The sequence below is a fragment of the Desulfitobacterium sp. genome, from assembly GCF_034927245.1.
In the GTDB taxonomy this organism is placed as follows: Bacteria; Bacillota; Desulfitobacteriia; order Desulfitobacteriales; family Desulfitobacteriaceae; genus Desulfitobacterium_A.
This window is the reverse complement of sequence record NZ_JAYFQK010000006.1, coordinates 29,562-46,992: the sequence shown is the minus strand read 5'-3', so window position 1 is coordinate 46,992 and position 17,431 is coordinate 29,562. Positions and strand designations below refer to the sequence as shown.

The following is a 17,431-nucleotide window of genomic DNA, read 5'->3' as shown; positions in this document are numbered from 1 at the left end:
CTTTCCGTTAATTTAGTAGCTTGAACAACTCTACTTTAACGGAAAGGTGCTTTTTTTTGTATAACTTTTGGATCCCCACCCGCATAGCAGGTGGTTTTTTATTTCGCTGCGCTCAACAGGCTAAAGCCCATAATAAAAAGCTTATCCAGATCGTCTGAATAAGCTCAAAGGAATTATAAAGTTAGATAGGCTTTATCTTATATTATTTTATTTCTTTTCTCGCTGCATAAGCTTCTTTTAAAGCTGAAATAAAGTGGGAATGTGGATCTTGAAGCGACATTGTTGCCCCCGTTGTAACGTCTACAAGCATCGCTTTTTCTTCAGCTGAGAATTTAGCGACTGCTGCTTTATCGCTATCAGTTAACTTATCCGGATAGGCCATTTTGTAAGGTCTTCCATTAGCGTCGGTATATTTTTTGAACCAAGCTTCTACTTCCGCAACTGTCTTGCCTTTGAAGAATGATTCATAGGTATTGAGCTGCTCAAACCACTCTTTTTTGGTTAAATTGTCAGCGGCGCCTTTTGATTTCTTATGGGTCATGTCGTAATCGTAGCCCTCTTCTCTCTTTGTTTGCCATTTATCATCAATTTTAGCTACAAAAGCATCCTTATCAGCCTGGCTTGCTTTCGGATCAAGCCAGCCTGGGAAAAGGGCGTAAGTAATTTCTTGGACGTCCCAAGTGAGATCTACAATCTTACCATCTTCGTCAAATACTGCACTTGCTGTTGTGATGTTCAGATTATCATTCTTTTCGCCTCTAATTCTGTAGTTCGATACTTCACCAAATCCATGAAATAGTTTCTTTGGGGCAACTGTAGCAGGAGCTGCCGGTGCTGCAGGAGCCGCAGGAGGCGCTACTTTGACGATTATTTTATCTCCGGGATAGATCCAGTTGATGTTTTTAATATGCGGATTCAATTTTGCTAATGCGTCGACTGATAAACCATACTTCTGAGCAATTCTTGAGAAAACATCACCACTTACAACGGTATAAACAGAATCGGCGGCCATTTTGCTTGTGTCAATCGTTCCATTTACAGTCGGCTTAGATACTTTAGTGGATGAAACCGGGGCTGGGGCTGAAGCTGATGGAGCTGGGGCCGGTACAGTAGCAGATGTTGTCGTATCGGCTGCTAAAGTCGGTAAGGCCATTGCACTTGAAATAAGTGAGATGGATAAGATAACACCTAGTTTCTTTTTCATGGGTCTCCTCCTTTAATTGATTTATTTTATATATTTAGGATTCAATAACGAGGGCATAATGAATCCTAATTATATACAACCAATTTTTCTAGGGAATCGGCCTATAAATACAACTTAATATTAAGTTATTCAATCACTTGGTAGTCATTACTTCCTTCAAGCAAATTAAAGCTACTTTTTAAACCGTCTGTAACATAGATCTTTTTGTCGGTCGTAATGAATATTGCTTCTATTCCCCCATACTCCTGAAGAAGAGCCTTACCTTTCTCGAATCCCAAAATAAATACCGCAGTGTCAAGCGCATCCGCGTCAAACGATGAATCTGTAACTAACGTAACACTCATTAAATCAGATTGTGCCGGATACCCTGTATGGGGATCAAGGATATGATGATAACGTGTACCATCTTTAACAACAAATCGCTCCCCATCTCCTGCAGTCACAACCGCTTTATCTCTTACTTTAACAGTCCCTATGATCTGATCCCCACCAGCCGCTTCCTCCTTCCGGGGATTACGAATACCAACCGTCCAGGGACTGCCGTCAGGTTTACTTCCTAATGTTACAACATTACCACCAAGATTAATGAAAGCTGATTTTATCCCGTTATTTTTGTATATTTCTATCGCTTCATCTCCCGCGTATCCTTTAGCTATACCCCCGAGGTCAACCATTTGTCCCGGATTTTTTAAGAAAGCTGTATGATCATCAATCTCTAGGTCTTTATAATCGGTCAAAGGAAGCAGATTATGTAATTCCTCTTCCGAGGGTATCCGTTCATTTCCGGTACCTATTCCCCAGCTTTTAACCAAAGGGCCGATTGTTATATCAAAAGCACCCTGGCTAAGTTCTGCTACCTGCTGAGCTTTTCTCATCACTTTTATAGTTATTGGATTGAGTTCAACTTTATTCTTTCCGGCATTTTGATTAAGATTGTAAATATCCCCTTCCGAAGCATTAAAGGTTAAAAGAGTCTCCAAATATTTAATTCTTTCGAATGCCTTATCAATAGCGACTTGCCCGTTTGCGCCATATACTTTTTGGGAAATAACTGTCCCCATGGCCGTTTCATTTGCTTCAACCGCTACATCCTCAATCTCATTTGCTTTAACTACAACATTGTTTTTTGTATTGCATGCTGTTAAAAGGCCTGATGCAAGGATAAGCACTAAAATAAATGTATATTTATACTTTGTATTCTTTTTCACTTTTACCAAACCTTTCTTCCAGATCCTAATAAAATCTACTAGATATTGAGAATAAGAACGTAATCCTACCCCTATTGGTCTTAGTTTTAACTTTCGCAAGTAACTAAAAGCCCTCAATTAGGATTAGCGGTAAAACATAGCCTTATATGTCAAAGGTTACCATACGGTTTCTCTTGAGTCAATATATAATTTTACTATTATCTGGAGAGTCATCAAATAAAAATCCCCTAAAACGTTAGCCTTAGGGGATTATAAGGGACACTTCAATTCATTAAAAGTTAATACCATTTTCAGATCGGCACGACCATGCAAACCGACAGTACGGTGTCCCGCACCGTAAATCTGATATCAAATCCCGCAAATTCGAGACCATAGATGCGCTTAGGATCGTTCTGATATGACGGCCTCGGGTCGTGTGCCAGCAAGCCCAGGAGTGCTTCCCGCCGTTCCTCGGGAATGAAGCTGAGCCATTGTTCGGGAAACTCCACTTCAAGCTTATAGTCCTTGATTGGTTCGGCAAATCCGCCGATTGCTTCCGGATGACTATCTGTGTAAGGAAGGTAAGGCTTAATATCGTAGATAGGAGTGTTATCCAACATGTCTACCCCCGAAACCCGCAGAACCGGGCCGAGATCCGGATGCAGCTTGATGCCGTCAAGTTTGACAGAGGAAAGCCCAAGAGCATTCGGACGGAAAGGGGAACGCGTCGCGAAAACACCCATCCGCGTATTACCGCCCAGGCGCGGAGGCCGCACTGTCGGGGACCATGTGTCACGCACGGCTTCGGAGAACTCCCATATGAGCCAGATATGCGAGAATCCCTCCAACCCACGCAGCGCATCGGGATTGCGGTATTCCGGCTCGAACACGACCATCCCTTTCAGGGCATCGACAAGGCCGCTTTGACGCGGAATCCCAAACTTAGTTGGGAAATTCGTGCGAATACGGGCGATAATTTTCATGGAAGTACTTTGATTTTCTTTATTCGTTGTCATTTCTTTGCTCCCGATTTCAGTTAAGGGATAAATCAAAATGATTATAGCATTTTTCCGCTCTTAGGAACAATGTACATAATAGATTTGCGGTTAGAGCGATATAACTAAAAAAATCAGTTTAAGATTTTTTATTTTATTTGACGTAAATCTAAGCTTTTCTACGTCTAAAGGTTATAAAGGTGGTGAAGGGTAGTTGCAGGATGAAGAACTTATACAAAGCATTCTACAAGGATATGGCGAAGAATATGCCGTCATTGTAGAGCGCTACCAAACACAGCTTTATCGAACTGCTTATTACTATACTCAGAATGTAGAAGATGCCCGTGATCTTACTCAGGAGATATTTATAAAAGCTTATAACAACCTGGAAAAATTTAAACACGGTTCCGCCTTTTCGACCTGGCTCTATCGGCTTGCCGTGAACCATTGTATCGATTGGAAGCGCAAGAAGAAACCCGACTATGAAGAATCGATCAGTTTAGATAAGCTAGCCAATAAACAAGCGGGGCCGGAGGAATTGCTTCTTCATCAAGAGATGGCTTCTGAAATACATAAATTGGTACGAAGCCTGCCCGAACGTTACAGGACCATCTTTATTCTTTACTACTTTGAAGGGCTTAACCCTCAACAAATAGCCGAAATCCTGTCTATTTCCAAGCGAACCGTAGAAACGAGGCTTTACCGGGGAAGAAAGATCATGAAAAACAAAATTCCTATGAAGTTGTCTGGAGGTGTATTTAATGACTTGCCCTCGAAGTCGGAATAACTGGCACAGTTACGTGAAAAAGAGTTTAAGCGCGGCAGAGTTACAAGATATGGAAACACATCTTGAGCAGTGTGCCACATGTCGGGAAATTGTTTCAGACATACGCGAAACAACAAATCTTCTGGCTAGTGTCCGGGTAAACCTTGAACCCCCAACAGATATACGAGTAAATGTGATGAAGGCCATCGATAAAACAAAATACAAAAAAGAGAATCACTTTTCACGCTTAATGCAGAGTGTTAGACTTTTGGGGTTTAGTCTGGTGGCAACAGGATTTCTCCTTTTGGCTCTAAACCTAAATCCAGCGGTCTATCGCTTAGAAAACGTCAGTATAGCCGAAGTAAACTTCCAAATTGGAAAGATAATAGCCTTACCTTTCGACAATTTTGGTCAGACAGTAAGTGTAGTAATAGGAAAACTCGATTTATTCAACAGTGGGCTGAGCAATAACTTAAGCCGATAAAAAAAAGGAGGAAAATCCATGAATTGTCATTATCATTCAACTATCGAGGCCCAGGCTTTTTGCGTAAAATGCAAACGTCCTATTTGTCCGGAATGCTCCGTTAAAGTAGGTGAAAAAACGATCTGTCGAAACTGTATTGAGGAGAATCTTTTTAACGAACCCCATGTCTTGCCGCAAAAGACCTTTTGGCAGAAGTTTTCGTTCTTTTGCTGTAGCCTGATTCCCGGCGCAGCCCATATGTATCTGGGACTTTACCGACGCGGTCTCCAGCTGATGCTCATCGCCTTCGGCATTATTCCCCTAGCCGGTATGATTCGTCTGGATTCTTTAATTCCTTTTGTGATCATTCCGACCTGGTTTTTCAGTTTCTTTGAAAGTCATAGTCTAAGAAATCGAATTGAAAAAGGCCAGGTAATAGATGATCAAGGATTCTTAAATCCTCAATTGTTTGACAGTACTCATATCTTGAAGAAAAGCCGCCTTATCGGATTTGTTATTATGGTTTTAGGCATCTTAGGGCTCTTGCAAGTGATCGAATCAAACCTTTTCATCCTGCCAAGTATATTTAGAAACTACTATTTCCTTATTAAGGAAAGTACGATTCCGGTGCTCCTGATTATTTGTGGTATTTATCTGATTAGAAAAACCAAACGAACATCACTTGTAACCCAATCTCCGAAAGCTGACACTCTTTCCGAAACCCACGAGCCGGAATCCATGTAAATATTTTGTAATGAATTAAAACGGGGCTGTCACAAAACAGCCCCATTTTCGTGCGCCCATAATTACGGACTATTGCCAAAGACCCAAAACTACACGACCATAGGCTTTTCAACAGCCTCAGGTAGGGAAATCCCATACTTCAATAGTACAAGGCTTCTTTTTAATGCAAAAATCTTGCACCTGAAATTCCGGGATGAGTCATTTCATAGGGATTTAAAATCTCATTCAGCTCATTCTCCGTTAATACACCATCTCTCAGACAGAGTTCACGGATTGAACGTCCGTTAAGAATAGCTTCATGGGCCAGTCTCGCTGCAACCTCATAACCTAAATGCGGACTTAAAGCCGTAATAACCCCAACACTTTTTTCTACATAGTTCTTACAACGCTCTTCATTCGCTTCAATACCTGCTAAACCGTAACGTGTAAAGACATTAAAGACATTGGTCATGATATGAAGGGATTGTAGCAAGTTGAATACGAGTACAGGCTCCATGACATTGAGTTCAAATTGACCGGCTTCGGATGCCAGGCAAATCGTATGATCATTTCCAATGACCTGAAAGGCTACCTGATTTACTACTTCGAAAATAACGGGATTCACTTTACCGGGCATAATGGAAGAACCCGGTTGGCGAGGCTGCAGGTTGAGCTCACCCAGTCCGGCGCGCGGGCCCGATCCCATTAAGCGAATATCATTACAAATCTTAGACATGTTGATCATACAGATTTTAAGGGCAGCAGATACTTCCGTATAGGCATCTGTATTCTGAGTTCCGTCAATAAGGTTCTTAACATTAACCAAGGGGAAGCCGCTTATCTCAGCCAATCTTTCTACGACAATCTTAATATAATGAGGATCGGCATTAAGACCTGTACCTACTGCCGTTGCTCCCATATTAACTTCATACAACCGATTCTTTGTTTTTTTGATTCGTTCAATATCCCGCTTGACAACGCAGCTGTAAGCCTCAAATTCTTGACCTAATCGAATGGGAACCGCATCCTGCAAATGGGTCCGACCCATTTTGATAACACCTTTGAATTCTTCTGCCTTTTTGGTAAACATCGCCTGCATTTCTTCCATAGCATCAAGAACCCGATTCAGCAGATTTAAAGCAGCAATATGAACTGCTGTTGGAAATGCGTCATTGGTTGACTGCCCCATATTCACATGAGAATTAGGACTGATAACGGAGTAATTTCCTTTTTCTTCACCAAGCAGTTCAAGGGCACGGTTTGCAATGACTTCATTTGTATTCATATTAATCGAAGTGCCTGCACCCCCTTGAATTGGGTCAACAATGAATTGATCCAGCCATTTTCCAGCGATTATCTCATCAGCCGCTTGGACCATTGCCTTCCCTAAACGGGGATCAAGGAGCTTTACTTCCATATTCGCTAATGCCGCTGCTTTTTTTACCATTGCCATAGCTTTAAGCAAATCTTCACTAAGCTTATAGCCTGTAATCGGAAAGTTCTCGACAGCTCTTAAGGTTTGAACCCCATAATAAGCCTCTCCGGGAACTTCTTTAATCCCCAGGAAATCCTTTTCAACTCTCATATTCTTTGCCATAATCCCAACTTCTTCCTTCTGAAATCAGTTAGTTTTTTTTATTTTCTATTTAGAGGATTCTTTATACGCTCAGTTAATCCACTTTAGGGCAAAGTTTGGCAAAATCATCTTTTATTGCCCTTCATTATACATTATACATTATTTTGTATACAAAATACATAGTCTTTCTAGGATTACTTATTTTTAAGGATTATTATTTTCCGCTAGTAAAACAAAAAGCACCGCTTTCAGCGATGCCGTAATTGGAGTGATTAGTGACCGGGTTCTGTTTGATAGACTTCTTGGGAATTCAAGATCTTAATATTTTGGCGAATGAGCGCTTCAATTACTCTTTCGTAATCACCAACTTTAAGAATGACGAATGCTTTATCATTTGACTTACTGGCAAAAGCATACATATATTCAATGTCCACATTGGCTTCTTGAAGGATTTTAAGGGGGATAACGATTCCACCGGGTTCGTCAGAAATCTCAACCGCTATAACATCTGTAGTGCGGACTGTAAAACCGCTTTCTAATAATATTTTCTCGGCTTTCTTAGGTTGATCAACAATGAGCCTTAAAATTCCGAAGTCTGTCGTGTCTGCGATTGTCAGTGCTCTAATGTTAATCTTCTGATCTTCCAATATCTTCGCTACGTCTGCCAGACGCCCCGATTTATTTTCAAGAAAAACAGAAATTTGTTCTATTAACATTTAAACCAGCCTCCTTTATGGGTTGAATCTTCATTTCAAGATTTATTCAAGCGTTCGTTTATCGATAACCCGTTGAGCTTTACCATCCGTACGCTCGATCGACTTCGGTTCGACTAACTTGACCTTGGCATTGATACCGAGAACGCTCTCGATCTCTTTTTTCATTTTCCGCTCTAAATCCTCAATCCGTTTAACCTCATCAGAGAACATAGCTTGAGTCATCTCGATACGAATTTCCAGCCGATCCAAATTGTCAACGCGATCCACAATCATTTTGTAATGCGGTGCAGCTTCCCCAAACTCTAAAAGAACACTTTCAACTTGTGAAGGGAAGACATTGACGCCGCGAATGATCAGCATGTCATCCGTGCGGCCTGTCACTTTATTCATACGCACCGTTGTTCTCCCGCATGCACAGGGATCATCATTGAGTGTAGAAATGTCGTGCGTCCTATAACGCAATAGAGGCAACCCTTCCTTAGTGATGCACGAAAAAACCAATTCGCCTTTTTCTCCCATCGGCAGAACTTCTTCTGTTTGCGGATTGATAATCTCAGGAATAAAATGATCCTCCTGGATGTGTAAACCGCTTTTATGGGAACACTCGGCTGCAACTCCCGGACCGATGACTTCGCTCAGACCATAAATGTCGAAAGCTTCAATTCCCAATCTTGCCTCGATCTCATTTCGTACCTTGGCGGTCCAAGGCTCTGCGCCAAAAACCCCGGTCTTAAGTTGGAGCTCTGATTTATCAATTCCCATTTCTTCCATTGTCTCGGCCAAATACAGAGCATAAGACGGTGTACACGCAATGACGGTTGTGCCGAAATCCTTCATGATTTGAACCTGTCGTTTGGTATTGCCGCCGGAAATGGGGATGACAGATGCCCCGATCCGCTCTGCCCCATAATGAACACCAAAACCGCCCGTAAAGAGTCCATAGCCAAACGCAATCTGAATAAATGAATGATTATCAGCTTGGGCACACGTGAGCGTTCGCGCCATAATCTCGGCCCACGTATCTAAATCCCGCCGCGTGTACCCGACGACTGTCTTGCGGCCGGTGGTTCCGGAAGAAGCATGGATTCTAACCACTTCTCTCATCGGAACGGCAAACATCCCATAAGGATAGGTATCTCGCAAATCCTGTTTATTCGTAAAAGGAAGCTTCGATAAATCCTCTATCCCTTTGATATCTCCGGGTTCAAGTCCTTTCTTTTGCATTTTATCTCGATAAAACGGAACATTATGATAGATCCGTTTAACCGTATCCACCAGTCTTTCACTTTGTACATTTCTCATTTCATCTCTTGACATACATTCAAAAGTAGGATTCCAATACTTCATTGATAAACCTCCCTATAGCTTATAGCCTTGTTGAAAGGCTTTGATATTAATATCCACCATTTTGGCCGGCAGATTTTCTTGAAGAATTTCAATCCAGTCCTCTTCATTCATTTCATTGAATTGAAGCGCTTTGACTAAGGCCCCCAGCAAAACAATATTTTGGGTTCTGATATTACCCACTTCCTGTGCCACCTGTGAAGCATCGATAGCTGTGGTATTAAAAACTTTCTCTAAAGCGTCAATGACACCCTGCGGATATTGTGCTTGACCGCTGGCAATCGTAATCGAAGGAATCTCATAATTATTGACAACAATTTTCCCGGCTGGTTTTAAATATTCAACCCATCTGGCCGCTTCCATCTTCTCAAAGGCCACAAGAACATCTGCCTGCCCTTGGCCAATGATCGGTGAATAAACTTTTTCACCAAAACGGACCTGAGTGGTAACGCTCCCCCCGCGTTGTGACATGCCATGAATTTCGGACATTTTGACATCATATCCGACTTTGATCAGTCCGGCGGCCAGAATATTACTGACCAGAATAATTCCTTGACCCCCCACGCCCACTAAAAGTATATTCTTTGTTTCTTTCATGGCTTACTCACCGACCTTTTCTATGGCTTCAAATTTACAGACCTGCAGGCAGACGTCACAACCCACGCAACTGGATGGGTCAATCGTGCACTGACCTTCTTTAAAAAAGACAGCGGGACATCCAACTTTCAAGCACATCTTGCATTGGGTGCATTTATCTTGATTGACCACGCATTTTGTCTTAAAACGAGGTAAACCCTTAATCAGAACACAGGGTCTTTTCGTCACAATCGCAAAGGGTTCTGTACTGTTAAGAGCCTCATCGATCACTTCATTCATCTTCGTCAAATCACACGGATCCACGGTGCGAACGGTTTTAAAACCAATAACCTTCAGCATTTCCGCAATATCTATGCGCGTAGTTTCTTCACCCATGAGTGTTTTGCCCGTTCCCGGATTTTCCTGGTGACCGGTCATCCCCGTTATCCGATTGTCTAAAACGACGGGGATCACTTTACCTTTGTTCACAATGATATCTATCGCACCCGTAATGCCCGAATGAAAGAATGTAGAATCCCCGACGACGCCAAACACCTTCGTATCCCGTCCCGAAACTTCAAAGGATTTTGCCATCCCCAGCGCAAGACTGAATCCTGCGCCCATGCATAGACACGTATCCATTGCATTCAACGGTTGGGATGCCGCTAACGTGTAACAGCCTATGTCGCCGGCGACGACAGTGTTCTTTTTCTTGCCAACGCTGTAGAAAAAACCGCGGTGAGGGCATCCCGCACAAAGTACGGCGGGTCTCGGTGCTAACGCAACATCCGCTTTTTGGGTTTCTCTCGTTTCATTCAATAAGGCTTGAGCCAAAATATCCGGATTTAATTCCATCATATTGGGTATCCGTTCTTTGCCGATACATTGAATCCCTGCCGCTTTGATTTGTTCCTCCATAAAGGGGTCTAATTCCTCGATCACATATAACGTGTCAACTTTCGAAGCAAATTCTTTAATTAAATCCATCGGCAAGGGAAAGGTGAAACCCAGTTTCAGATACGATGCTTTATCCCCAAACACTTCTTTCGCATAATGGTAAGCGATACTCGCCGAAATAATACCGACTTTCGTATCATTTAATTCGACGGTGTTCAGAGGAGACTGGTTGGAATACGCTTCCAAGTCCTTCAAGCGTGCTTCCAGTGTTGGTCTTAAAGGCTTGGCAAAAGCAGGTGCACAAACACGTTGGGCGATATTCTTTTCATACGCTTTATGCCCGATTTCCGTTCTTTCTCCCCATTCCACAAGACTTTTGCTATGACAAACGCGTGTCGTAACTCGAAATAAAACCGGAATATTATATTTTTCACTCACTTTATAAGCTTCTGCCAGAAAATCCTTGCACTCTTGACTGTTGCTCGGTTCGATCATGGCGATTTTCGCAAACTTTGCATAATTACGATTGTCTTGTTCATTTTGTGAGCTGTGCATGCCCGGATCATCGGCGCTGACGAGAACTAATCCGCCATTGACTCCTTGATAAGCCACCGTGAAAATCGGATCGGCCGCAACATTGAATCCCACATGCTTCATCGCCGCTAAACTTCTCGATCCGGCAATCGAAGCACCTATCGCCAGTTCTGTCGCCACCTTTTCATTGGTGGACCACTCGCAATAAATATCATCCTTATAGTTGCCGGCGATACTTTCAAGTATTTCTGTGCTGGGAGTTCCGGGATAAGCTGCCGCAACTGTGACACCGGCCTCATAGGCACCTCTGGCAATCGCCTCGTTACCCGACATTATTTTCTTCATAAGCATCTCCTCCTCGATTCTATTGTATTGATATTAAAAAGCCCACGGTTTCATCCCTTCAGGGACGAAAGCCGTGGACTTCCGCGTTACCACCCAATTTGGCCCTTAGGCCCTCCTCTATAGACTATCGGAAATAATCCGGCCGATCAAAACCGCCAAGGAAAGCAACATAAAAAACAAAAACTTCTCATCCCTGCAGGGACGAGAAGCTATTCTCGTGTTACCACCCAACTTAGCCTCAACCAAGGCTCACTCGATCAGGTACAGAATTAAATACGATACCCTCTTCCTTCTAACGGAGAAAACCCGTCCAAGCCTACTTTTAATCTTCAGCTCAGCTGCTCAGAAGTGAACTTCAGTTATTCACACAATAGAAGAGCTTCCAGTCAGCGGCTCTTCCTCCCTGAAAAGTGACCATAACCTACTTTTCTCCGTCACTGCATTTGTTAAAATAATCTATTAACTTTGCATTTATTGTATAATAGTTCATGAAATTTTGCAACTGTAATATTTAAATTACCCCCAGTGTATAACGATGCCCGTTAATGTTGCTTTGTACGAATAAGTATTCCTTTTCCCAGGGATACTAAAAAAGTATTGCCCTAATGAGGGCTAATTCTCCTCCGGAGGAATACCAATGGATATTAAAATTATGGCCGCCCTTAGGAATGTTAGTAAACCTGCCGCCTTAGTTTCCATCACTTGGGTTAGAGGTTCGACACCATGCAAACCCGGATCAAAGATGCTCGTCCTTGCCGATGGTACTACTTTGGGAAGCATCGGTGGAGGATATGGAGAAGCAAAAGTTGTTCGCTATGCTTTAATGGCCATTTCATCGCGGACCTCTTGCAAATACAAGGTAAACATGGGTCTAAATTCGGAGGACGAGGAACAAGTCATGGGTTGCGGTATAATGGAAGTATTAATTGAAGTGATTTCCGAAAAAAGTTCCAAACTGCTTCAAGCTTATATACAGAATGTTGAAGAAGGGGTAAAACCGGTTTTAATAACCGTCGTGAACACCCCGGAACATGCGCTGAATACACTTGGCGATAAACTTATGATGACCATCGACGGTAAAACCGAAGGTGCGCTTCCGGTTCCCAAACTCGAATTACTGGCTCGATTCGCCGCCAAGAACTATTGGCTGGGCAATAAGTTCAAAAGTATTCGCATCAATTTATCCGGTCAAGTTATCAACCAGGCGTCTGACATAAGCAATTTTGAGTGGGAAGTTATGATTGAGCCACCTCCCGACCGGAGCGAATTGATTATTTTAGGGGGCGGACATGTAGCTTTAGCTGTTGCTAAATTAGCAACGGCTCTTGATTTTAGGCTCGTCGTTATAGATGATCGGCCGGATTACGCCAATAAGGAACGATTCTCGATGGTTGATAACGTTATTTGTGCAGAATTTACAAAAGGATTATCTTCTCTTAATCTTGGAGCCGACAGCTACGTCATTATAGCAACGCGTGGGCATCATTTTGATAAAGAATGTTTTCGACAGGTTATTTCTTATCCCCTAGCCTATCTCGGAATAGTCGCAAGTCCCGGTCGGGCACAGACCTTTTTGCATGAGTGTCTGGATGAAGGATATCCCTTAGAATTGTTGGAGAAGGTTCACTCGCCTATCGGTCTTGATCTTGGAGCGGAAACACTTGACGAGATTGCCTTAAGTATCATGTCGGAAATAATGAAAGTTCGACGGGGATCAACCGGTTTTTCCTTATCCCAGAAAAGAAAACAGGTTAGCCCGAAGAAGACTAACCTTGAATTCTCTGTTTAAAAGGATTTACGATGACCGAATTTAATGTTCTAATTTAATGTTCTAATTTTATTGTCCTAACACCCATTTTACCGCTTCTTTAATTTCCTCATAACTTGTACACCTGCAAAGATTGGACTGAAGCCATTCCTTTATGACTTCATCGTTGGCATCCGGATGAATCGTTACAAGTGCGTGACTGTTTATGATAAAAGCGGGGGTACAATAACCGCATTGAAGGGCAAATTTATCAAGAAAGGCCTTCTGGATGGGAATGTCTTTAAGTCCTTCGATGGTGGTTATCTTATGCCCAACCGCTTCTACGGCCAACATCAGACAAGATTTTACCGGCCATCCATCTACCAAAACAGTACAGGCAGCGCAGTCCCCGTTTCCACAGGCATCTTTTGTGCCTGTAAGTCCAAGCTGTTCACGGAGTGCAAAGAGCAGAGTATCCGCGGGGCGTACTACAATACTTTTTATTTCACCGTTAACTTCGAGCTCAATCAAACTTTTGCTGAGAACTTGAAACATCAGGACGCACCTCCGACTTTAGCCAGGGCATCGAGAAGTGTGTTTCTAAAGACAAAGTCTCTATACTCCGCTGAACCTTGAAGATTATTCAGGATAGGCCCCGGCAAATTAGACATTATGTTATCAATCCTTGTCTGGAGCGGGACGCTTATTTGGTTGATTTCATTCTCCAACCGAGATGAACGAAAAGGAAAGCTACATAGTCCACTGACAGCCGCTCTAATCTCATCACCCAGTTTAATTAAGGCCAAAGTAACTAAGGGATAGTCAATCTCCTCCATTTTTGTCTTTTTGACAAACTCAAAAGGCAAATCTATAAAGGTCCTATCCGTTAATATTTGCACTATAAATTCGCTTTTTTCCCGCTTTAGCGTTTTATCAAAGATTTGGGTTATGGGCACAGTCCTTTGCCCTTCTTTACCGGCAAGAATCACCTGACTGTTGCAGAGCAGGAATGGAAGAACAACTTCGCGATAAGGGATTAAACCGCATATATTTCCCCCTACGGTAATTTTGTCCCGCGAAGTGTGATCGGCCGTTGCTTTAGCAGCCCTTGAAAGCAAAGGGAATAAGTTTGTTTCGCAAATTTTTGTTAATGTCACGGCAGCGCCAATGGTTAATTTTTGATTATTAATCTGCATGACATTACACTCGGGTATTTCTTTAATATCGATGACGGCAGCAAACTGCAGTTTATTCATTCTTGCCATGCTGATAATTTCAGTACCGCCGCCATAGTAAAGGGCTTTCTTGTTTTGCAGCGTTAAATCCTGAAATGTGTTTACGGCTTCGGCAATACTTTTTGGCCGGTAGTAGGCAAAGTCCATAGTGATCATTGGGCAGCCTCCTTCCTTGTCTTCCAAATGGTTTCCGGCGAAAGGGGCAGCTTGTTCAAATCTGTATCACTGGCGGCGGCCAAACTATTGCCCAGGGCCGCAGGCATGCCGATAATTCCATGTTCGCCAAAGGCACGTGCTCCATAGGGAGCATCAATTTGAGGAGTCTCAATAAAGTTCACAATATACTGGGGATTTTCACCGAATCTCATGATCTTATAAGTTCTAAGATTATGATTGAGAACCTTTCCTTGAATGTCAAAATCAAAATATTCTCGGGTTGCAAAACTTAGTCCCATGCTCATTCCGCCTTTGACCACTCCTTCAGCGGTTTTGGGGTTTAAGACCTTTCCGGCATCGAGTACCGTGACAGCCTTAAGAATATTATAGGTGCAATATTTCGCATCAAACTCGACTTCCACCGCCTGAGCACCTAATGTCCAGCCTGGTCCGGGGACGCCCTTTCCACCGTCATGATCAAGTGTTGTCAGGTGTTTCATGATAAATGTTCCGCGCCCCATAATCTGCCCGCCTATGGAGTTGCCGTTATCATATTTATAACCGTAAACAACCTCGGTGACATCAAGGTGCTGGTTGGGGTCTTCCTTGAGGAACACTTTGCCGTCGGCCACATCGAGATCCGTGGGGGAGCACCTTAGGACGATACTGCCAATACTTTTTAATTGGCTGATCAAATCTTCGGCTGCCTCAAGTACAGCCCTTCCGACCATATAAATAGTCATGCTTGCTACAGTTTTCCAGTGGACAGGGTTTAATTCGGTATTAACCTCCATTGTGACATGGATTTTATTAATATCCCACTTTAACCTTTCGGCTAAGATCTGGGCTAGGACCGTTTTAGAACCGACACCGAGTTCTACGGGGCCAATGTTTAAGTTGATACTTCCGTCCGGATTAAAGGTGATTACAGCCCCGGATACCGCGTCCGTAGGAGTTGAAGGGGTTTTCCAGAAACAGCTGATCCCCTTGGTTCTGATTTTTCCGTTGCCCATATCCACCTTGCGTCCGCCATCCCAATTAATTAACTTCTTAATCTGATTCAGACATTCTTTTAGGTTTCCGATATTGCTGGGAGTAAGACCTACCAGGGAAGGGCTGGTATCCCCCGGTGCGATGGCATTTTTGATGCGTAATTCCAGGGGATCGTGTTTTAATTTTCGAGCCAGCATATCTATCGTTCGTTCTATGGCAAAGGTATATTCCATATGGCCGAAGCCCCTAAACGATGTTGTAAACGGATGATTGGTATAAACACAAATCGCGTCACAAAAGACATTCTCAATTTTATAAGGTCCCGTGCAGTCGGTAGCAATGGACTTGGTAATAGCGACTCCCATATTTGAATAAGCTCCGCCATCGACAAGGTAGGTAATTTCAGCGGCTTTAATAATCCCGTCCTTGGTACTGCCAAGTTTAACTTTGGCTTCCAGACCGATTTTACAGGGGGAGCCGATCAAATCTTCTTCTCTCGTATTGACTAATTTGACCATTCTGCCGCCGACGGCATAGGAAGCCATATAGACAAGGAACTCAAGGTGGACGGCCGCTTTGCCGCCGAAAGCTCCCCCGACCAGGGGAGTGTTTACAATTACTTTTCCCTCGTCCAAATTGAAGTATCGTGATATCAGCTTTCTGACAATAAAGGGGGATTGGGAAGAAGTATAGATAATAACACGCCCGTCAGGTTTAATCTCACATCTTGAGTTTCTCGGTTCAAGGGCCGCATGATCTGATTGAGGTATGGAAAAGCTATCCTCAACAATAACATCACATTGAGCCCATGCCTTGCCAATATCACCCTTTCTGATTTTAACATGATTGGAAATATTAGTTCCCGGTTCGGGAAAAACATGTTTTAACCGCCTATAATCGCCGTGGTTCTCATGAATGAGCGGTGCGTTTGGCTTGATAGCTTCTCCGGGGGAATTAACAACCGGAAGGGGTTCATACTCGACTTGAATAAGCTCAGCGGCTTTTTTTGCTTCATATTCGCTGTTAGCCACTACCACGGCTATAGGCTCCCCATGATAACGAACTTTATCTTTAGCAAGCATCGGCTGGTCCTCAAGAATAACCCCTACGATGCCGGGGCAATACTCAGCGGTAACAATTGCTTGAACCCCGGGTACTTTTTGCGCTTCATTGGTATTGATAGACTTGATTTTGGCATGGGCATAAGTGCTTGTCACTAGCTTGGCGTGAAGTAAGTCGGGTGCGATGTAATCGGTGGTGTATTTAGCCGCTCCTCTGACCTTTTCCGGAGCATCTTTTCTATTCACGCTTTTTCCTATGATTGTCATTTCCTCTGCGGTCATCTACGGTTCTCCAATCTGTTGTCAGCGAATTTATCCAGCATCCTCCTATAATTTGGAAGATGATTTATCTTTTGCCACTGCATACTTTTTTATTCGTTGATGGCGCTTTACATCGCCATAAAAAAAAGTCGCCATTTTTATTTATGGCAACTTTCGGATAGTTTCACGTTGAATGCGGATTTAAAGCTGTAATCTGTTATCCGTTTTCGATATTCTTGAGCATTTTATCAAGCACGGATTTATAGTTATCAAGCTCTTCGGGCGTGATGCCGCTGATGACATCATTTCTGAATTTCTCAGCGACATCTAACATTTCTGTTTCGATTTTTTGTCCTTTTTCGGTCAGTTTTAATAACTTAGCTCGTTTATCTTTTTCGCTGTTTTCTCTTATCACCCAACCCAATGCTTCCATCTTATCCAGCAAGCGAACAACGGTTGGCTCTTTAAGGGACATTTTATCGGCCAATTGCTTTTGAGTAACTATTTCATTGATGCTAATATAATACAACGCAATCCATTGAGTCCTTGTGATGTTATAAATGTTTAGCCTCTTTTCAAAACAATCCGCTAGCAATTTGGCACTTCTACTCGTAATACAAGCGATACAATCATCTAAATTAAACATCGCAAT

General features: G+C 42.8%; 16 protein-coding genes and 1 other annotated feature. Of the genes, 4 read left to right on the top strand and 12 right to left on the bottom strand.

Features of this window, described 5'->3' with window-relative positions; translation table 11 throughout:
• Positions 1–202: 202 nt before the first annotated feature.
• The 3 genes from VB077_RS01665 to tsaA all read right to left on the bottom strand — a co-directional run bounded on the left by VB077_RS01665 (position 203) and on the right by tsaA (position 3,407).
• Positions 203–1,204: a LysM domain-containing protein gene (locus VB077_RS01665; protein ID WP_323413471.1), complete on the bottom strand. Its 1,002-nt coding sequence runs from the start codon at positions 1,202–1,204 to the stop codon at positions 203–205.
• Positions 1,205–1,329: 125 nt separating this feature from the next.
• A complete protein-coding gene (locus tag VB077_RS01660) occupies positions 1,330–2,421 on the bottom strand; it encodes an FAD:protein FMN transferase (RefSeq protein WP_323413470.1) in 1,092 nt (363 codons plus the stop codon).
• Between the two features lie 281 nt (positions 2,422–2,702).
• Positions 2,703–3,407, bottom strand: coding sequence for a tRNA (N6-threonylcarbamoyladenosine(37)-N6)-methyltransferase TrmO (gene tsaA / locus VB077_RS01655; RefSeq protein WP_323413469.1), 705 nt, complete (start codon positions 3,405–3,407; stop codon positions 2,703–2,705).
• Between the two features lie 193 nt (positions 3,408–3,600).
• Between tsaA and VB077_RS01650 the strand changes: the two genes are divergently transcribed.
• From VB077_RS01650 to VB077_RS01640, 3 genes are read left to right on the top strand one after another with little or no spacing between them, the layout of a single operon-like run.
• Positions 3,601–4,173 (top strand): RNA polymerase sigma factor, encoded by a 573-nt coding sequence (locus tag VB077_RS01650; protein WP_323413468.1) that lies wholly within the window; start codon positions 3,601–3,603, stop codon positions 4,171–4,173.
• Complete coding sequence (locus VB077_RS01645) at positions 4,148–4,636, top strand: zf-HC2 domain-containing protein (RefSeq protein WP_323413467.1); 489 nt, start codon at positions 4,148–4,150, stop codon at positions 4,634–4,636. Before VB077_RS01650 ends, VB077_RS01645 begins: the two co-directional genes overlap by 26 nt.
• Before the next feature lie 18 nt (positions 4,637–4,654).
• Entirely contained in the window at positions 4,655–5,359 is a 705-nt protein-coding gene (locus VB077_RS01640; protein WP_323413466.1) for a B-box zinc finger protein, read from the top strand.
• 160 nt (positions 5,360–5,519) lie between these two features.
• Here the strand turns inward: VB077_RS01640 and aspA are convergent, their stop codons facing one another.
• The 5 genes from aspA to iorA form a co-directional block, all read right to left on the bottom strand.
• Positions 5,520–6,923, bottom strand: a complete 1,404-nt coding sequence (aspA, locus tag VB077_RS01635; protein ID WP_323413473.1) for an aspartate ammonia-lyase — start codon at positions 6,921–6,923, stop codon at positions 5,520–5,522.
• Between the two features lie 263 nt (positions 6,924–7,186).
• Positions 7,187–7,630, bottom strand: coding sequence for an ACT domain-containing protein (locus VB077_RS01630; RefSeq protein WP_323413465.1), 444 nt, complete (start codon positions 7,628–7,630; stop codon positions 7,187–7,189).
• Positions 7,631–7,672: 42 nt separating this feature from the next.
• Positions 7,673–8,977, bottom strand: a complete 1,305-nt coding sequence (locus VB077_RS01625) for a phenylacetate--CoA ligase (protein WP_323413464.1) — start codon at positions 8,975–8,977, stop codon at positions 7,673–7,675.
• Between the two features lie 12 nt (positions 8,978–8,989).
• Positions 8,990–9,571 (bottom strand): indolepyruvate oxidoreductase subunit beta, encoded by a 582-nt coding sequence (locus VB077_RS01620; protein WP_323413463.1) that lies wholly within the window; start codon positions 9,569–9,571, stop codon positions 8,990–8,992.
• A gap of 3 nt (positions 9,572–9,574) precedes the next feature.
• Complete coding sequence (gene iorA, locus VB077_RS01615) at positions 9,575–11,326, bottom strand: indolepyruvate ferredoxin oxidoreductase subunit alpha (protein ID WP_323413462.1); 1,752 nt, start codon at positions 11,324–11,326, stop codon at positions 9,575–9,577.
• A gap of 194 nt (positions 11,327–11,520) precedes the next feature.
• Positions 11,521–11,773: a binding site (T-box leader), on the bottom strand.
• A gap of 190 nt (positions 11,774–11,963) precedes the next feature.
• On the opposite strand from iorA, the gene VB077_RS01610 reads away from it, so the two are divergent.
• Positions 11,964–13,115 (top strand): XdhC family protein, encoded by a 1,152-nt coding sequence (locus VB077_RS01610; protein WP_323413461.1) that lies wholly within the window; start codon positions 11,964–11,966, stop codon positions 13,113–13,115.
• Positions 13,116–13,163: 48 nt separating this feature from the next.
• On the opposite strand, the gene VB077_RS01605 is transcribed toward VB077_RS01610, so the two are convergent.
• The 4 genes from VB077_RS01605 to VB077_RS01590 form a co-directional block, all read right to left on the bottom strand.
• Complete coding sequence (locus VB077_RS01605) at positions 13,164–13,628, bottom strand: (2Fe-2S)-binding protein (RefSeq protein ID WP_323413460.1); 465 nt, start codon at positions 13,626–13,628, stop codon at positions 13,164–13,166.
• Positions 13,628–14,464, bottom strand: coding sequence for an FAD binding domain-containing protein (locus VB077_RS01600; protein WP_323413459.1), 837 nt, complete (start codon positions 14,462–14,464; stop codon positions 13,628–13,630). The genes VB077_RS01605 and VB077_RS01600 overlap by 1 nt, the downstream gene beginning before the upstream one ends.
• Positions 14,461–16,800 (bottom strand): xanthine dehydrogenase family protein molybdopterin-binding subunit, encoded by a 2,340-nt coding sequence (locus tag VB077_RS01595; protein WP_323413458.1) that lies wholly within the window; start codon positions 16,798–16,800, stop codon positions 14,461–14,463. The genes VB077_RS01600 and VB077_RS01595 overlap by 4 nt, the downstream gene beginning before the upstream one ends.
• 196 nt (positions 16,801–16,996) lie before the next feature.
• A complete protein-coding gene (locus VB077_RS01590; RefSeq protein WP_323413457.1) occupies positions 16,997–17,425 on the bottom strand; it encodes a MarR family transcriptional regulator in 429 nt (142 codons plus the stop codon).
• Positions 17,426–17,431: the final 6 nt, after the last annotated feature.